Source organism: Prodigiosinella aquatilis (assembly GCA_030388725.1).
In the GTDB taxonomy this organism is placed as follows: domain Bacteria; phylum Pseudomonadota; class Gammaproteobacteria; order Enterobacterales; family Enterobacteriaceae; genus Prodigiosinella; species Prodigiosinella aquatilis.
The window spans coordinates 2253061-2268733 of the sequence record CP128857.1 but is presented as its reverse complement, the minus strand read 5'-3'; the positions used below and the strand labels follow the sequence as shown (position 1 = coordinate 2268733).

The window sequence follows — 15673 nt, the reverse complement described above, 5'->3', positions numbered from 1 at the left end:
CGACCTCTTTCTCCCAACATATTTATTGTTACTCTTATTTTTTTATCTCAGGTTCACAGCCAAGCGAACTTTACACGGATCCATCTATAAGTAGTAACAACTCATCCCTTTTTTTTTCAACTGCCAGCCGTCCCGCATCAATAGCCTCTTGCGCACGGTGAAAATCAAGCGTAGAGATTTGAGGGCAATGAGGTTGAATCAGTATATCGGGAGGGTCGCCCGCCATACGATTCATCTTGAGGCGGTTTTCCAAGATATGGATAGACGTACTCATGATCTCCATAGCATTAGGTATATTTCCTGGTGTCCGTCGCAAACTGCGGGTTAACCGATCACGAATTCGTCGGGGCCAGCCTCGCAAGCGTCCATCAGTCTCATTTTCTATTAGCTTCTCTGACATGAGGTCATGGTGCCTCAAATTGGCATCATGTTGTAAATCAACGGCAATAACCACATCCGCCCCCATGGCCCTAGTCAACGAAACCGGAACCGGATTGACAACAGCCCCATCAACTAACCAGTAGTCATTAAACAACACTGGAGATAGCAACCCTGGCATGCTGCATGAGGCTCGGATAGACAGATGTAGATCTCCTTGCGTCAGCCACAGCTCTCTGCCAGTGCTCAGATTGGTCGCTACGGCTCCGTATTTGATGGCACAGTCTTCAATATACCGTGTATCAAGCAAGTCTCTTATATAATTGAACACCCGATCACCTCTCAATAACCCTCCTTTGCTCCAGGAAAAATCCATCATCCGAATAACATCCCAATAGCGGAAACGACTGACCCAACGTTCCATGTCGTCCAGATGATGCGTAGCATATGCCGCACCAACCAATGCTCCAACCGAGCAACCAGCCACGACTTCGATCTCCACTCCCATATCCTTCAATGCGTTAATCACACCGATATGAGCCCACCCCTTTGCTGCTCCCGAGCCTAGTGCCAGACCGACTTTTACCTTCCGCATGGTTTTGCCTCCATCTGTTTTCATTCTAGCTTACATTGCTACTTTCAGGACGTTGAGTAACATACGAGATGCCTTATTGAAGCTTTCTCATTATTTCAACGTTATACCAAGTCTTGTAGGAGATATTGTGTCGGAATGTTGCCCATGTGGTAGTGGTCAGTCGTATGAAAAATGTTGCCAACCCTATATAAACCAGAGGATTGCTGCTCCCAATCCAGTCTTATTGATGCGTTCACGCTACACAGCCTATGTTAAGCAAGATGTAAATTACCTGATCTCGACCTGGCACCCCGACTGCCAAGCAGAAAACTGGCGCAGTAGCATTACCGAAAGTTGTACAGACACTCACTGGCTTGGTTTGACGATCATTGCCCAAACACCTGGTAAAAATAAGGATGAAGGCTACGTTGAATTTGCAGCACGTTACACCCCAACACAAACACCCCGGCATTTGATGATCATGCGAGAACGCTCGCGCTTCCTTCGTTATGATGATCGCTGGTACTATGTCGATGGTGTTCATCTACAGACTGGTAGAAATGACCATTGTCCATGTGGTTCCGGCAAAAAATACAAAAAATGCTGTGGACAGTAACATCTATAGGCAGAGACTCCGGCGCGATATAGCGATACAATCCGCCGATTTACGTTTTAGACAGGATTCACATTTCTATGCAATCCCATAATATACAAAGAAAAGTATTACGTACTATTTGCCCTGATGCGAAAGGGCTGATCGCTAAAATCACCAACATTTGCTACAAGCATGAACTTAATATCGTGCAAAACTCAGAATACGTAGACCACCGAACAGGTCGTTTCTTCATGCGTACAGAGCTGGAAGGTATTTTTAATGATACAACCCTGCTGGCCGATCTTGATGGCGCATTACCGAAAGGTTCTATCCGAGAACTGAGTAGTGCCGGTCGTCGCCGAATTGTTATTCTGGTAACAAAAGAAGCACATTGTCTGGGTGATCTATTGATGAAATGTGCTTATGGTGGCCTGGACGTAGAAATAGCCGCAGTTATTGGCAACCATGATACCTTGCGGTCCCTGGTCGAACGTTTCGACATTCCGTTCCATCTGGTCAGCCATGAAGGGTTAACCAGAGAAGAACACGACCTCAACATGATCGCTCAGATCGATCAGTTCAAGCCCGATTATGTCGTGTTGGCAAAGTATATGCGCATACTGACGCCGGCTTTCGTACAGCATTACCCGAATCAGGTCATTAATATTCACCACTCTTTTCTACCTGCCTTTATCGGTGCACGCCCGTACCATCAGGCTTACGAAAGAGGAGTAAAAATCATTGGTGCCACAGCGCACTATGTCAATGACAGCCTTGATGAAGGTCCGATCATCATGCAGGACGTTATCCATGTTAATCATACTTATACGGCAGATGATATGATGCGTGCCGGTCGTGACGTGGAAAAAAATGTATTAAGCCGGGCACTCTATCAGGTGCTGGCACAACGAGTATTCGTTTACGGCAATCGCACGATTATTCTGTAATTCTTACAGCCACGCTACTTTTCGCTCACAAGACCGACAGATGGCATAAAAAATCGGCAAACAGCTCTGTTTCTGCCGTTTCCGTCTTTACAGGGGCGCGACATTTGATATGATGCGCCCGCTTAACGCGAAAGACGATTTTTAGGCCAGTGGTGGGGTTCCCGAGCGGCCAAAGGGAGCAGACTGTAAATCTGCCGTCACAGACTTCGAAGGTTCGAATCCTTCCCCCACCACCATCTCAGATATACTCCGGTATTCCCTCTGTAGTGACAATTCAAAATGTTCCCGTGTGAGGGGAAGGTGAAGAACCTTCGCCAAGGTTCGACAAAACCGTAGGTTTTGAACAATGCATAGGCATTGGCCCGCAGGGCAAGGAGCGCAGCGACGCGTAATCCTTCCCCCACCACCATTTCAGATATACTCCGGCATTCCCTCTGTAGTGACAATTCAGGATGTTCCCGTGTGAGGGGAAGGTGAAGAACCTTCGCCAAGGTTCGACAAAACCGTAGGTTTTGAACAATGCATAGGCATTGGCCCGCAGGGCAAGGAGCGCAGCGACGCGTAATCCTTCCCCCACCACCATCTCAGATATACTCCGGTATTCCCTCTGTAGCGACAATTCTGAATGTTCCCAACGCTTGCCAGCGCTACTCTCTCCAGCGTCCCGGCATATAGGAGAATACCGGTAATTTCCAGGACCAGCCGATAGCGGCCAATCGCACAACCAAACCGATAACAAATGAGATTAATTGGTTGAAGTCATGATTGAAAGACAGTTTCCCCAATCCCAAATAAATCAAGGCAACCAGTAGCGATACACTGGCATACAGTTCTTCGCGCAATACCAGCGGCGTTCGGTTACAGAAGATATCCCGCAGAATGCCACCGAATATACCAGTGGTAATCCCGGCCATCACCACGACAGTCACCGAGTACCCTAACCCCAGAGCAACATTACAACCGATGATGGTAAAAGCGATCAACCCCATGGCATCCAGTACCAAAAACAGTTGGTGTAGATGATGCATAACCCTGGCAATAATAATAGTGAACAAACCAGCCCCGATGGTGAGGTAAATATAAGCCGGATGTTGTGTCCAACCGATGGGGTAGTTTCCCAGCAGGATATCCCGCACGGTGCCACCGCCTAACGCAGTGATGAAGGCGATAAGAGAAACGCCGAAGATATCCATGTTACGACGTCCGGCGGCCAGCGCCCCCGACATACCTTCCGCAGTGATGGCAATCAGATAGATGTAGGTCAACACACAAGAACCCCTGTGAAATACGCCCCTCCCTCTGTCCTGTTTACCTGAGAGTTTAGCAGCCAGTGCTGCTTGCCCCTTCGGTGGATTACCTGAGCAATCTCTCTCCAGTTGGCATCGATGGAATTCGCAGTATGGCAGCCTGAGCGATTATGGGAGTTTGCGCCTTCGGCGGGGTACTAAATTTAGTGCCCTCTCTCCTGCGAGTCGCGGAGTATACGGGCTCCGATAAAGGTGTTCAACCAACCATCAGTGATTCTTATTACAAAAAATACGCCTTCACACCCTGTGTCGTGACTCTGTGTACTGGTTTCTGCTAACATCAGTGCACATTCTTTAACAATGGCAGCGAACATGAAGTTTGTTTCTTTTAATATCAATGGGCTGCGTGCCAGACCACATCAGCTGGCTGCACTCATCGAACAGCATCAACCTGACGTCATTGGCTTACAGGAAACCAAAGTTCATGACGACATGTTTCCACTGGAAGACGTTAGCCAGTATGGCTACCATGTTTTTTATCATGGTCAGAAAGGGCATTATGGCGTAGCGCTGTTGACCAAAAATAAGCCACTGGACGTAAGACGCGGCTTTCCCACTGATGAGGATGACGCGCAGCGGCGTATCATCATGGCTGATATTGCAACATCCCGCGGCAAACTCACCGTTATAAATGGTTATTTTCCTCAAGGTGAAAGCCGTGTTCATCCAGTAAAGTTCCCGGCCAAAACCCGCTTTTATCAAGATTTACAAGAATATGTTGAACAGCATCATAAAGCCGATCAGCCGCTGATTATCATGGGGGACATGAATATCAGTCCAAGCGATCTGGATATCGGCATTGGTGAAGAAAATCGCAAACGCTGGCTGCGGACAGGCAAATGTTCATTTCTGCCAGAAGAGCGTGAATGGATGGCTCGTTTACAGAATTGGGGGCTAGTTGATACATTTCGGGCCGCTAACCCAGAGTCAAATAATCAATTTTCATGGTTTGATTATCGTTCCAGCGGCTTCGACACTAACCGCGGACTGCGTATTGACTTGATATTGGCAAGTCAACCGTTGGCGGACTGCTGCACCGGAACCGGTATTGACTATGTCATCCGGGCGATGGATAAACCATCCGATCACGCACCAATATGGGCGGAATTTTCACTTTAAACCAATAATGGCCTGCACATTTTGTGTTAAGGCCATTGCTTATTTGACTATCTGCCATATCAGGTTATTGGTACCCAATGACTGTTTGTCCCTCACGCATTGCAGCAAAACGCCTTCCGCTTTCAATACCGCCCCTTCCGAATAGCTTTTATTCTGATAAATGCAGCAACTCATGCAGTTGGTGGGCATTTCACGTGATGTATTATTCCCGTTTCCCCAGACCACTTGTGGGGGCACAGGTACCACAATGTCAGTATTCGTTTGGCTCGTCTGACTGGCCTGAACCAATGAAGGCAGCATCGCAGCTACACCGACAACGAACAGAAAAATAAACCGTCTCATGGATGTTGTTCCTTTGCTTTAGACTGTGGTTTCCGCTGTTTTTTCCCGCTCACCTGTGCGGGTGGCAATCCTTTAAACGCAGTAATATTACCGCTCTGTTTTGCCTGCTGAATCAATTCATATAGCGACTGTGTCAATGGTTGCATAAAATCCTGATAGCGGCAGTGCTTTTCACTGATTTGTGTCAGCGTCGCCTCCCAATGCGCTGTCATGTCCGGATGTGCCGCACTGGGGGGTAATGAATGAATCAGAGCCCTGCCAGTTTCACTGGCGTGAATATAACGCCCTTTTTTGATTAGGAAGGCTCGTTTAAACAGTAACTCAATAATCCCCGCTCGCGTGGCTTCCGTCCCTAACCCATCGGTAGCACGCAAGATCTTTTTCAGCATTTTATCTTGTACAAACCGGGCGATCCCGGTCATGGCCGAAAGCAACGTCGCATCAGTAAAATGACGTGGTGGTTGCGTCTCCCGCGCCACGACTTCTCCTCGCTCGCAAAGTAATTCATCGTCTTTGGCGACAACAGGCAACGGCATTCCTTCATTCTCTTCATCCCGTTCTTTGCCACCCAACAAAGTTCGCCAGCCCGCTTCCGCCAAAAAACGCGCTTTAGCCACAAACCTTCCCCCGGCAATATCCAGCTCGATAACACACTTGCGGAATACAGCATCCGCGCAAAACTGCATCAGATATTGTCGGGCGATAAGACCATAGACTTTGCTTTCATTATCAGTCAGCACCGAGCGGGTACTGCGTGCTGTTGGGATGATGGCATGATGCGCATCGACTTTACTATCGTTCCAACAGCGATTGCGTCGTTCACTATCTACTGCTGGCTGAGGCAACAGATCTGGCTGATGCGTGCCAATCGCCTTGAGTACCGCATGACGTCCGGCAAAATGCTCTTCCGGTAAATAACGGCTATCCGATCGAGGGTAAGTGATCAACTTATGGGTTTCGTATAGACGCTGGCAAATATCCAGCACTTGCTGGGCACTAAGCCCAAAACGTTTGGCCGCTTCAATCTGCAACACAGACAGGGAGTATGGCAACGGCGCCGTTTCTGATTCCCGTTTATCACTATAGCTCGTAACAGTGGCTGGCTGCCCTTCGATACGTTTGACCACATGTTCGGCCAACGATCGATATAACAAACGGCCCTCTTCATCCTGATAAGGCTCACAAGATTCACTGGGTTGCCACAGTGCGATAAAGCGTTCGCCAGCAGGTGTCAGAATATAGGCTTTTACTTCAAAATAATCTTTGGGTACGAAATGCTCAATCTCCTCATCGCGCCGGACCACCAGTCCAAGAACCGGCGTCTGGACGCGGCCGACAGACAACACACCGCTATAACCGGCGTTTCTTCCCAGCAGTGTATATGCCCGGGTCATATTGATGCCATATAACCAGTCAGCACGCGAACGAGCCAGTGCGGACACACATAATGGAATGAACTCCCGGTTTTCACGCATCCGGGAAACTGCACGCTCCACGGCTTGTGGGTTAAGATCGTTAATCAGACAACGATGGACATGCTGTCGCTTTTCATCCGAAAGTGAAAGATATTCCAACACTTCATCCACCAGCAACTGCCCTTCACGATCCGGGTCACCAGCATGAATAATTTCATCCGCCTGCGCCAACAGCCGCTTAATGGCGTTTAACTGCTTGCTGACCGAAGGACGCGGCTGTAACAGCCATTTTTGCGGAATAATCGGTAGGTCAGCCAATGTCCAGCGCGTATAGCGGCTGTCATAGGCATCTGGCTGTGCCTGTTCCAGCAAATGCCCGACACACCAGGTAACAACATCGTGATCACCACAGGCGATATAGCCATCACCGCGCCGATGTGGCTTGGGTAGAACATCAGCAATCGCACGAGCAAGGCTGGGCTTTTCGGCAATAAACAGTCGCATTTTTCACCGCAATACAGACAGTCATTTCTTGTAAGCCATCTTCATAAATAAATGAAGATGGCATTGATAATCATCAGAAATAATTAACAAACTTTTCCGTGTCGAGTGGCGTAACTGTTAGGGAGGCTTTGAGTTGAGGTGTACCGAGGTAAAGGAAACCGACAATCTCATCCTGCGGTCGACAACCAAATGCCTCACGTACCAAATTGTGATGAGTCCATGCACCACTGCGCCAGATGCCATTAAACCCCTGGGCCTGCGCGGCCATTTGCATGGCATGAACGGCGCAACCAGCCGAAACCACTTGCTCCCACTGAGGAACTTTGGGGTTTTCTTCACAGTGCGCAATCACGGCAATGATCATCGGTGCCCGAAACGGAGACTGACGGGCTTTTTCTATAACCGCTTCATCCAATCTATCCTGCTGTGCAGCCTGCGTCAGTACAGCACTAAAACGGGACAGCCCCTCATCCTGAATAATGAAGAAGCGCCAGGGTTGCAGCGCACCATGGTCGGGAGCCCGCATCCCGGCATGAATGATATTATCAAGCGCATCGCCGGATGGTGCAGGGGCAATCAATCGAGATGCCGAACGACGATTTAGTAATAATTCAAGAGCATCCATCACACTTCTCCTGTATTACATCGAGTGTCAGTGATAAGACAAATATGCGCGCCACGTTATCACAAGTAGAAGTTTTGTTACAAGTTAGCCACCTGGCCGTATATTTCGGACATGATAAAAGCTGACTTTTTTCTATCGGCTCATTAGGATACTAAACTGTTTCTTCCGTTTTCGGAGTTATCATGCGCACGATGTGGCGAATTTTTAGTGGGTTAGTTAAGTGGATCTGGGGTCTACTCAATCTTATCCGTGAATTTATACTCAACATCTTCCTTATCCTATTGATTTTATTTGGAATTGGTATTTATAACCAAATCAGGGCCCCTCAGGAAGAACCTTCCCGTGGCGCACTGTTGCTTGATTTAACCGGTGTCGTGGTAGACAAACCCTCAGTCAACAACAAACTACGTCAGTTTGGCCGCGAGTTTTTGGGGGTTTCCGCCAGCCGACACCAGGAGAATTCCCTGTTTGATATTGTTGACAGCATTCGTCAGGCTAAAAACGATAGTAATATCACCGGGATAGTAATGGACCTGACGGATTTAACCGGTGCTGACCAACCTTCCCTGCAATATATTGGCAAAGCGCTGCGCGAATTCCGCGATAGTGGGAAACCCATCTACGCAGTCGGTGATAATTACAACCAGATACAGTATTACCTGGCCAGCTACGCGAACAAGATTTACCTGACTCCGCAGGGCAATGTCGATCTGCATGGTCTTGCGACCAACAATCTCTATTACAAAACGCTGTTGGATAAATTGAAGGTAACAACCCATGTCTTCCGGGTCGGCACCTATAAATCAGCGGTTGAGCCATTCATCCGTGACAATATGTCTTCAGCGGCTCGAGAAGCCGACAGTCGTTGGATCAACATCCTGTGGCAGCATTATCTGGATACTGTTGCAGCCAACCGTCAAATTACACCGCAACAACTTTTCCCTGGAGCTGAAGGGATTCTGGCGGGATTACGCGCAGTTGACGGCGATACGGCGCGCTACGCGCTGGAAAATAAGCTGGTCGATGAAGTGGCCTCACACACAGTAATCGAACAGTCATTTATAAAAGCGTTCGGCTGGGATGCGAAAGACAAAAATTTCAATTTCACCAGTATCTACGACTATACACCGACTAAACCGACACCGGACGCCAACAAAATTGCGGTGATCTTTGCCGATGGAATGATCGTCGATGGGTCGGAAACCCCAGGTTATGTTGGTGGTGATACCACTGCCGAGCAAATTCGTGAGGCCCGGCTCAACCCTAAAGTTAAAGCGGTTATTTTACGGGTTAACAGTCCAGGTGGTAGCGTTAATGCCTCCGAACGAATCCGTTCCGAACTAGAGGCAGTTCGTCTGGCTGGAAAACCGGTTGTCGTTTCTATGGGCGGAATGGCGGCTTCCGGTGGCTACTGGATATCAACTCCCGCCAATTACATTATTGCCAGCCCCAGTATACTAACTGGCTCTATCGGTATTTTTGGTGTGATCAATACCTTTGAGAACTCACTGGATAGCATTGGTGTTCATACTGACGGTGTAGCCACATCACCATTAGCCGATTTGGCTGTAACCAAGCCATTACCCCCAGTATTTAGTCAGCTTATGCAATTAAACATTGAGCGCGGTTATAAAAACTTCGTGTCACTGGTTGCTAAATCACGGAAGAAATCGACTGCGCAAATTGATGAAATCGCTCAAGGACACGTTTGGGTGGGTAGCGATGCCAAAACTAACGGCCTGGTGGATCAATTAGGCGATTTTGACGACGCAGTGAAGAAAGCCGCCGAGCTGGCAAAACTCAATCACTACCAACTAAGCTGGTTTACGGAACAGCCAAGCCTGTTCGACGTCATGTTCAATCAGGTTAGAGGTTCCGTTTATGCCATGCTGCCTTCAGCGTTACAGGCCATGCTACCCGCGCCAGTAGCGCAATTGGCGGAAACCATTCGTTCACAACCGTCTATCCTGAATAAGATGAACGATCCACAAAATCGGTATGCGCTCTGTCTCACCTGTGGAGATATCCGCTAAACATACTGACAGCCCGGTAAGACAGCCGGGCTGTTTTCCTGCTGGTTACATTTATCATCCAGCGTTTTATCTCTTGTAATGATATCCATGCAAAAAAAATCCATTTATGTTGCCTATACCGGCGGTACCATCGGTATGCAACGCTCAGAAAACGGCTATATTCCCGTCTCCGGTCATCTGCAGCAGCAGGTAGCCAACATGCCGGAATTTCATCGACTGGAAATGCCGTCTTTCACCATTCATGAATACACGCCGTTAATCGACTCTTCGGATATGACACCAGCGGACTGGCAATCTATCGCCAATGATATTCAGCAACACTATGACAATTATGATGGTTTCGTCATTTTGCATGGCACAGACACCATGGCATTTACAGCATCCGCACTCTCCTTCATGTTGGAGAATCTCGCCAAGCCGGTAATAGTGACAGGGTCACAAATTCCATTGGCCGAATTGCGCTCGGATGGTCAGACTAATCTGCTGAATGCGTTGTATGTAGCCGCCAATCATCCAGTGAATGAAGTCAGTCTGTTTTTTAACAACAAACTGCTACGTGGAAACCGAACCACTAAAGCGCATGCTGACGGTTTTGATGCGTTTGCCTCCCCCAACTACCCTCCATTGCTGGAAGCCGGTATCCATATCCGTCGATTGGCGCCACTACCACAAACACCAGCCTCCGGTGCGCTGATCGTCCATGACATTACGCCGCAACCCATTGGCGTTATCACTATTTATCCCGGTATTTCCGCCGATGTCGTCAGCAACTTTTTGCGCCAACCAGTCAAAGCACTGATATTACGATCTTATGGTGTCGGTAATGCCCCACAAAGTTCTGGACTGCTTAATGAACTTCGCCAGGCGTCAGAGCGAGGCATTGTGGTCGTTAATCTGACACAGTGCATTTCAGGACGAGTCAATATGGAAGGATACGCTACCGGTAACGCACTAGCACAAGCCGGTGTCATCAGTGGTTTCGATATGACGGTTGAAGCCGCACTGACAAAACTACATTATTTACTCAGTCGCGATGATCTCTCGCCAATCGATGTCCGCCGTCTGATGCAGCAAAATCTACGCGGTGAGCTGAGCGACAAAGATTAAGAGGAACAGTTATGAACAGAGCGTTATTACTGATCGATTTGCAGAATGATTTCTGTCCGGGCGGCGCGTTGCCGATAACTGACGGTGACCAGGTTATTTCAGTAGCCAATCAAGCCATTGAAGCGTGCAAGGCAGCCACTGTTGCAGTCATCGCCAGTCAAGATTGGCATCCAGCAAATCATCGTAGCTTTGCCATCAATTCTGGCTCAGTGGTGGGGGAAATAGGTGAACTGGACGGTTTGCCACAAGTTTGGTGGCCAGTTCACTGCGTACAAGAACAGACTGGTGCCGATTTTCATGCCGATCTCAATCGCCAAGCCATAAACTGGGTTGTACGTAAAGGTACGCAAAGCAATATCGACAGTTATAGCGCCTTTTTTGATAACGGGCATCGTGCTAAAACCTGCCTGGACGATTGGCTGAAGGCACACAGTATTAACCGACTCACCGTTATGGGACTCGCGACAGATTACTGCGTTAACTATACCGTGCTGGACGCTCTGTCCTTGGGATATCAAACAGAAGTATTAGTCGAAGGATGTCGGGGCGTCAATCTACAGCCGCAAGACAGCCACCTGGCGCTTCAAAACATGGCGCATCATGGTGCCACATTGATAGACTTGCCGACGTTTATCGACTCTCTTTCATAAAGTGTGTGAGTCGATCGGAATAACCCGTAGTAACATCAATTACGACGGGTTACTTAAAATCAGGATGCTTTCAGTTGCCTAATCCTGTGGTTTCAGTGTAATTATCGGCGCTTCCTGAAATTGCTGTTTCAGTGTTTGCTTACTTTTTATTTCAATTTCACCTTGTGTATTAATACTCATGTGTTCCGCATCAATATTATGCCGGGACTGCCACAGCATCACTATTTGCAACGAATTTTCTTTCTGTTCCGCAGTCAGTGACACACCATCCGGCCATTTACCCAATTCGACAGCCGTTACCAGTCGCTGATAAATTTCCGGGGTCATAGTATTGATCAAGTCATCAAGTTGCATCTGTTTTCCTGCCATCCAACACGTTTTGCTGAAACGTTTCAAGTCATTAGATTACGAAACGAATTATCCGTCTATTTTTTCTCCATCGTCCGTATCAGTGAAACTGAGTGACGTGGAGTTCACACAGTAACGCTCACCGGTCGTCTCCGGGGGACCATCAGGGAACACATGACCTAAATGAGCATCACAATGGCCACATCGGATTTCAATCCGTTGCATATTGTGTGAATAATCATCCAGATAACGAATCGCGTCGATGGATACCGGTTGATCGAAACTCGGCCAACCACAACCAGAATCATATTTCCGGTCAGAGTAGAACAACGGCTGCTGGCAGCACAAGCAGTGATAAACGCCTGTTTGCTTGTTATGAAGAAACTTGCCTGAGTATGCCGGTTCAGTGCCCCGCTGTTGTGTGACATAACGCTGCATTTCAGTCAGACGCTCCAGCGCAGGTTGAGAAGATGTATCTTTTGTCATAGCTTTCTCACAGAGACTTAAAGCATTATCTACCGATGTGGTTTTTAATTCTAACAAAAAATTAACACCTGAGCAGGCCATTTTGGCCTACACTATGGCTCAATAGCAGGGCATAATTTTAATTGTGATCTCCGTCTCAATTATGTCTGTGATAGGTGTTCTATTGATGAGGTATTCCTCATATCATTGAGGCATATGATCTAGTTACACTGATCGCTGTTTTATCGTGCAAAGATTGTTCAGAGTTTTGACTTATAGCAACTATTGACACGATTCCGCTTGACGCTCAGTAAGGTTTTTGTAATTTTACAACCAACCTTTATTCACTAACCCATAGCTGGTGGAATATATGACTATTAAAGTAGGTATCAACGGATTTGGCCGCATCGGCCGTATTGTTTTCCGCGCTGCACAAGAACGTTCTGACATCGAAATCGTTGCTATCAACGATCTGTTAGATGCAGACTATATGGCTTACATGCTGAAGTATGACTCAACTCACGGTCGCTTTAACGGCACCGTTGAAGTGAAAGACGGCCATTTGGTAGTTAACGGCAAAACTATCCGTGTTACCGCTGAAAGAGATCCGGCTAACCTGAAATGGGGCGAAGTTGGCGTTGATGTCGTTGCTGAAGCAACAGGTATCTTCCTGACCGACGAAACTGCTCGTAAACACATTCAGGCTGGAGCCAAGAAAGTCGTTCTGACCGGTCCATCCAAAGATGCTACCCCGATGTTTGTAATGGGTGTAAACCACAAATCTTATGCTGGACAGGACATCGTTTCCAACGCATCTTGTACTACTAACTGCTTGGCTCCGTTGGCAAAAGTTATTAATGACAATTTTGGTATCGTTGAAGCATTGATGACCACTGTTCATTCAACTACCGCTACTCAGAAAACAGTTGATGGTCCTTCTCACAAAGACTGGCGTGGTGGCCGTGGCGCGTCTCAGAACATCATTCCATCGTCTACCGGTGCAGCCAAAGCTGTAGGTAAGGTCATTCCTGAACTGAATGGCAAACTGACAGGTATGGCGTTCCGTGTACCGACCCCGAACGTATCTGTGGTTGACCTTACTGCCCGTCTGGCAAAACCGGCTTCTTACAAAGAAATCTGTGCGGCCATCAAGGCGGCTTCTGAAGGCGAACTGAAAGGCGTTATGGGCTACACGGAAGATGACGTGGTTTCTACCGACTTTAACGGTGAAAAACTGACATCTGTGTTCGATGCCAAAGCCGGTATTGCTTTGAGTGACACTTTTGTGAAGCTGATTTCCTGGTACGATAATGAAACTGGCTACTCCAATAAAGTTCTGGATCTGATCTCCCATATTTCTAAATAACCGGGTGATCGATAGATGAAGAAGGGCGACACTGTGTCGCCCTTTTTATTTGCTGGTTAGTAACAAACAACAGACGGGCAATATCATGAACGATAAAGTTTTCTCTCTCCCCATTCTGCAACAAATCACACCGACAATCAGTCAACGTCAGTTAAATCAACTACCGGTGATCGTGGTGGAACATCCGCAAGTTCGTGCGGCCATTACACTACAGGGTGCACACCTGATAAGCTGGAAACCGCAAGGAGAACATCCGGTATTGTGGCTGAGCGACAATACATCGTTTACAGAGAATGTTGCCATCCGCGGCGGCATACCAATCTGTTTCCCCTGGTTTGGTCCAGTATCAGAACCGAATCATGGCTTTGCTCGTCTACTGCCGTGGGAGTTCACGTCTCACAGTGAAGATGAGAAAGGTGTTCACCTGGCATTCACTCTGCGTGATAATGCCAAAACACGCGAACAATGGCCGCATGAATTCACGCTAATTGCACGTTTTAATTTAGGGAAAGAGTGCCGCATTGAATTGGAATCACATGGTGATTACAGCATTACCAGCGCGTTACATGCTTACTTCCAGATTGGTGACATCAAGCAGATCAGTATTAGCGGTCTGGGCGAGACTTTCATCGATAAGGTTAATCAAGGGAAGATAGCAACTCAACAGGGCGATTTGCGCTTCACCGATCGCACCGATCGCATTTATACCCAGCCACAAGCAATCAGTAAAATTCACGATCCTGAACTGCATCGCACTATTGAGATACACCACACTCATCACAGTGATGTTGTGTCATGGAACCCAGGTGCAGAATTGTCCCACACTATCGCGGATATGACGGATGACGGTTATAAAACATTTGTCTGTGTGGAAACTGCACGCATCAACCAGCCGTTTACCGCGACGACACATACGCCAGCCAGGTTATCAACGACCATTAAGATCAAAAAATAGCCTACGCATTACGTCTATGGCTGGCAAATACCAGCCATATTTCTCGGGTTACACCACGTCCAGCATTTGCTTGTGTGATAGTGCCGGGAAAGCCTTGTCCAGCAAGGTAATATCTTCCGTGCTCAATGTTACCGACAGTACCTTTGCGTTTTCTTTTACATGTACTTCTGAGCTGGCTTTGGGAATGGCGATTACTCCATGCTGGCGAATCACCCAAGCCAATAGTACTTGTGCTGCCGAGAGCCCATGCCGCCGCGCAACAGCCTTCACTGTTGGCGCTTTCAATAAATCACATTTCAACTTACCAGCCTGTGCCAACGGGCAATACGCCATGACCGGAACATGCCGTTGTTGACACCACGGTAATAAATCATACTCAATACCACGCGAAGCCAGATGATAAAGAACTTGGTCGGTAATGCACTGTTCACCGCCATTCAACGACCACAATTCCTGCATATCATCCACATCCAAATTGGATACACCACAATGGCCAATTTTCCCGGCCTGCTGCAATTGCTCCATGGCAGCAATCGTATCCACCAGAGGAATACCGCCTCGCCAATGCAGCAGATAGAGATCAATATGTTCCGTCTGTAAGCGCTTCAGACTACGTTCACAAGCCGTTATGGCTTTCTCACCTCCCGCATTATGCGGATAAACCTTGGAAACCAGATACACCTGGTCGCGACGCCCTCGAATAGCTTCACCTACGACGTCTTCGGCCCCGCCCTCTGCATACATTTCAGCAGTATCAATCAGTCGTAATCCCTGTTCTATTCCAACTCGCAGCGCCCTGACCTCTTCGGCTTTTTGCTGCGGGTTTTCTCCCATATACCAGGTTCCCTGACCGATAGCCGGCACACTCGAACCATCAGGAAATGTTACCGTTTTTACTGCCATAATTGTCGGGCCTCTTTCTACGTGAGTAGCACTAAACTTC

General features: G+C 47.9%; 16 protein-coding genes, 1 tRNA gene, 2 other RNA genes and 1 riboswitch. Of the genes, 11 read left to right on the top strand and 8 right to left on the bottom strand.

Going from position 1 to position 15673, the window contains the following annotated elements; translation table 11 throughout:
- Nucleotides 1-70: 70 nt before the first annotated feature.
- Nucleotides 71-973, bottom strand: coding sequence for a patatin-like phospholipase RssA (gene rssA / locus PCO85_10650; GenBank protein ID WJV55801.1), 903 nt, complete (start codon nt 971-973; stop codon nt 71-73).
- 127 nt (nt 974-1100) lie between these two features.
- On the opposite strand from rssA, the gene PCO85_10645 reads away from it, so the two are divergent.
- The 5 genes from PCO85_10645 (at nt 1101) to PCO85_10625 (ending at nt 3076) form a co-directional block, all read left to right on the top strand.
- Nucleotides 1101-1568, top strand: a complete 468-nt coding sequence (locus PCO85_10645) for a YchJ family protein (GenBank protein WJV56056.1) — start codon at nt 1101-1103, stop codon at nt 1566-1568.
- 77 nt (nt 1569-1645) lie between these two features.
- The gene (gene purU, locus PCO85_10640; GenBank protein WJV55800.1) at nt 1646-2494 is read left to right on the top strand and encodes a formyltetrahydrofolate deformylase; all 849 of its coding nucleotides are present in this window, start codon (nt 1646-1648) and stop codon (nt 2492-2494) included.
- 151 nt (nt 2495-2645) lie between these two features.
- Nucleotides 2646-2730, top strand: a tRNA-Tyr gene (locus PCO85_10635).
- A gap of 44 nt (nt 2731-2774) precedes the next feature.
- Nucleotides 2775-2903: non-coding RNA, RtT sRNA (locus PCO85_10630), on the top strand.
- A 44-nt stretch (nt 2904-2947) separates the two neighbouring features.
- Nucleotides 2948-3076, top strand: a non-coding RNA gene (locus PCO85_10625) — RtT sRNA.
- A 65-nt stretch (nt 3077-3141) separates the two neighbouring features.
- Here PCO85_10625 and PCO85_10620 read toward each other — a convergent pair.
- Nucleotides 3142-3762, bottom strand: coding sequence for a trimeric intracellular cation channel family protein (locus tag PCO85_10620; GenBank protein WJV55799.1), 621 nt, complete (start codon nt 3760-3762; stop codon nt 3142-3144).
- 21 nt (nt 3763-3783) lie between these two features.
- Nucleotides 3784-3880, bottom strand: a riboswitch (glycine riboswitch).
- Between the two features lie 233 nt (nt 3881-4113).
- On the opposite strand from PCO85_10620, the gene xthA reads away from it, so the two are divergent.
- Nucleotides 4114-4920: an exodeoxyribonuclease III gene (xthA, locus tag PCO85_10615; GenBank protein ID WJV55798.1), complete on the top strand. Its 807-nt coding sequence runs from the start codon at nt 4114-4116 to the stop codon at nt 4918-4920.
- A gap of 39 nt (nt 4921-4959) precedes the next feature.
- Here xthA and PCO85_10610 read toward each other — a convergent pair whose 3' ends face one another.
- From PCO85_10610 to PCO85_10600, 3 genes are all read right to left on the bottom strand, one after another.
- On the bottom strand, nt 4960-5262 hold the full coding sequence (locus tag PCO85_10610; GenBank protein ID WJV55797.1) for a DUF1496 domain-containing protein: 303 nt from the start codon (nt 5260-5262) through the stop codon (nt 4960-4962).
- The gene (locus PCO85_10605) at nt 5259-7181 is read right to left on the bottom strand and encodes a DNA topoisomerase III (protein ID WJV55796.1); all 1923 of its coding nucleotides are present in this window, start codon (nt 7179-7181) and stop codon (nt 5259-5261) included. The genes PCO85_10610 and PCO85_10605 overlap by 4 nt, the downstream gene beginning before the upstream one ends.
- A 73-nt stretch (nt 7182-7254) precedes the next feature.
- On the bottom strand, nt 7255-7806 hold the full coding sequence (locus tag PCO85_10600) for an NAD(P)H nitroreductase (protein WJV55795.1): 552 nt from the start codon (nt 7804-7806) through the stop codon (nt 7255-7257).
- Nucleotides 7807-7988: 182 nt separating this feature from the next.
- On the opposite strand from PCO85_10600, the gene sppA reads away from it, so the two are divergent.
- The 3 genes from sppA to pncA all read left to right on the top strand — a co-directional run bounded on the left by sppA (nt 7989) and on the right by pncA (nt 11596).
- Complete coding sequence (sppA, locus tag PCO85_10595; GenBank protein WJV55794.1) at nt 7989-9839, top strand: signal peptide peptidase SppA; 1851 nt, start codon at nt 7989-7991, stop codon at nt 9837-9839.
- Nucleotides 9840-9926: 87 nt separating this feature from the next.
- The gene (ansA, locus tag PCO85_10590; GenBank protein WJV55793.1) at nt 9927-10946 is read left to right on the top strand and encodes an asparaginase; all 1020 of its coding nucleotides are present in this window, start codon (nt 9927-9929) and stop codon (nt 10944-10946) included.
- An 11-nt stretch (nt 10947-10957) separates the two neighbouring features.
- Nucleotides 10958-11596, top strand: a complete 639-nt coding sequence (gene pncA / locus PCO85_10585; protein WJV55792.1) for a bifunctional nicotinamidase/pyrazinamidase — start codon at nt 10958-10960, stop codon at nt 11594-11596.
- Nucleotides 11597-11674: 78 nt separating this feature from the next.
- Here pncA and PCO85_10580 read toward each other — a convergent pair whose 3' ends face one another.
- Both PCO85_10580 and msrB read right to left on the bottom strand, forming a co-directional pair.
- Entirely contained in the window at nt 11675-11950 is a 276-nt protein-coding gene (locus PCO85_10580) for a DUF1315 family protein (GenBank protein ID WJV55791.1), read from the bottom strand.
- 63 nt (nt 11951-12013) lie between these two features.
- Nucleotides 12014-12430: a peptide-methionine (R)-S-oxide reductase MsrB gene (gene msrB / locus PCO85_10575; protein ID WJV55790.1), complete on the bottom strand. Its 417-nt coding sequence runs from the start codon at nt 12428-12430 to the stop codon at nt 12014-12016.
- A 349-nt stretch (nt 12431-12779) separates the two neighbouring features.
- On the opposite strand from msrB, the gene gapA reads away from it, so the two are divergent.
- Together gapA and PCO85_10565 are read left to right on the top strand one after the other, a co-directional pair.
- Nucleotides 12780-13775 (top strand): glyceraldehyde-3-phosphate dehydrogenase, encoded by a 996-nt coding sequence (gene gapA, locus PCO85_10570; GenBank protein ID WJV55789.1) that lies wholly within the window; start codon nt 12780-12782, stop codon nt 13773-13775.
- Nucleotides 13776-13860: 85 nt separating this feature from the next.
- Nucleotides 13861-14730 carry a D-hexose-6-phosphate mutarotase gene (locus tag PCO85_10565; GenBank protein WJV55788.1) on the top strand — a complete coding sequence of 290 codons (870 nt, stop codon included), beginning with the start codon at nt 13861-13863 and terminating at the stop codon, nt 14728-14730.
- 48 nt (nt 14731-14778) lie between these two features.
- Here PCO85_10565 and PCO85_10560 read toward each other — a convergent pair whose 3' ends face one another.
- Nucleotides 14779-15633 carry an aldo/keto reductase gene (locus tag PCO85_10560; protein ID WJV55787.1) on the bottom strand — a complete coding sequence of 285 codons (855 nt, stop codon included), beginning with the start codon at nt 15631-15633 and terminating at the stop codon, nt 14779-14781.
- Nucleotides 15634-15673 lie beyond the last annotated feature (40 nt).

Coding starts and splice junctions, on each gene's coding strand:
- PCO85_10610 (WJV55797.1), bottom strand. CDS start 5,262: ATGAGACGGTTTATTTTTCTGTTCGTTGTCGGTGTAGCTGCGATGCTG.
- PCO85_10580 (WJV55791.1), bottom strand. CDS start 11,950: ATGCAACTTGATGACTTGATCAATACTATGACCCCGGAAATTTATCAG.
- PCO85_10605 (WJV55796.1), bottom strand. CDS start 7,181: ATGCGACTGTTTATTGCCGAAAAGCCCAGCCTTGCTCGTGCGATTGCT.
- gapA (WJV55789.1), top strand. CDS start 12,780: ATGACTATTAAAGTAGGTATCAACGGATTTGGCCGCATCGGCCGTATT.
- pncA (WJV55792.1), top strand. CDS start 10,958: ATGAACAGAGCGTTATTACTGATCGATTTGCAGAATGATTTCTGTCCG.
- msrB (WJV55790.1), bottom strand. CDS start 12,430: ATGACAAAAGATACATCTTCTCAACCTGCGCTGGAGCGTCTGACTGAA.
- PCO85_10600 (WJV55795.1), bottom strand. CDS start 7,806: ATGGATGCTCTTGAATTATTACTAAATCGTCGTTCGGCATCTCGATTG.
- PCO85_10560 (WJV55787.1), bottom strand. CDS start 15,633: ATGGCAGTAAAAACGGTAACATTTCCTGATGGTTCGAGTGTGCCGGCT.
- xthA (WJV55798.1), top strand. CDS start 4,114: ATGAAGTTTGTTTCTTTTAATATCAATGGGCTGCGTGCCAGACCACAT.
- PCO85_10565 (WJV55788.1), top strand. CDS start 13,861: ATGAACGATAAAGTTTTCTCTCTCCCCATTCTGCAACAAATCACACCG.
- purU (WJV55800.1), top strand. CDS start 1,646: ATGCAATCCCATAATATACAAAGAAAAGTATTACGTACTATTTGCCCT.
- rssA (WJV55801.1), bottom strand. CDS start 973: ATGCGGAAGGTAAAAGTCGGTCTGGCACTAGGCTCGGGAGCAGCAAAG.
- ansA (WJV55793.1), top strand. CDS start 9,927: ATGCAAAAAAAATCCATTTATGTTGCCTATACCGGCGGTACCATCGGT.
- sppA (WJV55794.1), top strand. CDS start 7,989: ATGCGCACGATGTGGCGAATTTTTAGTGGGTTAGTTAAGTGGATCTGG.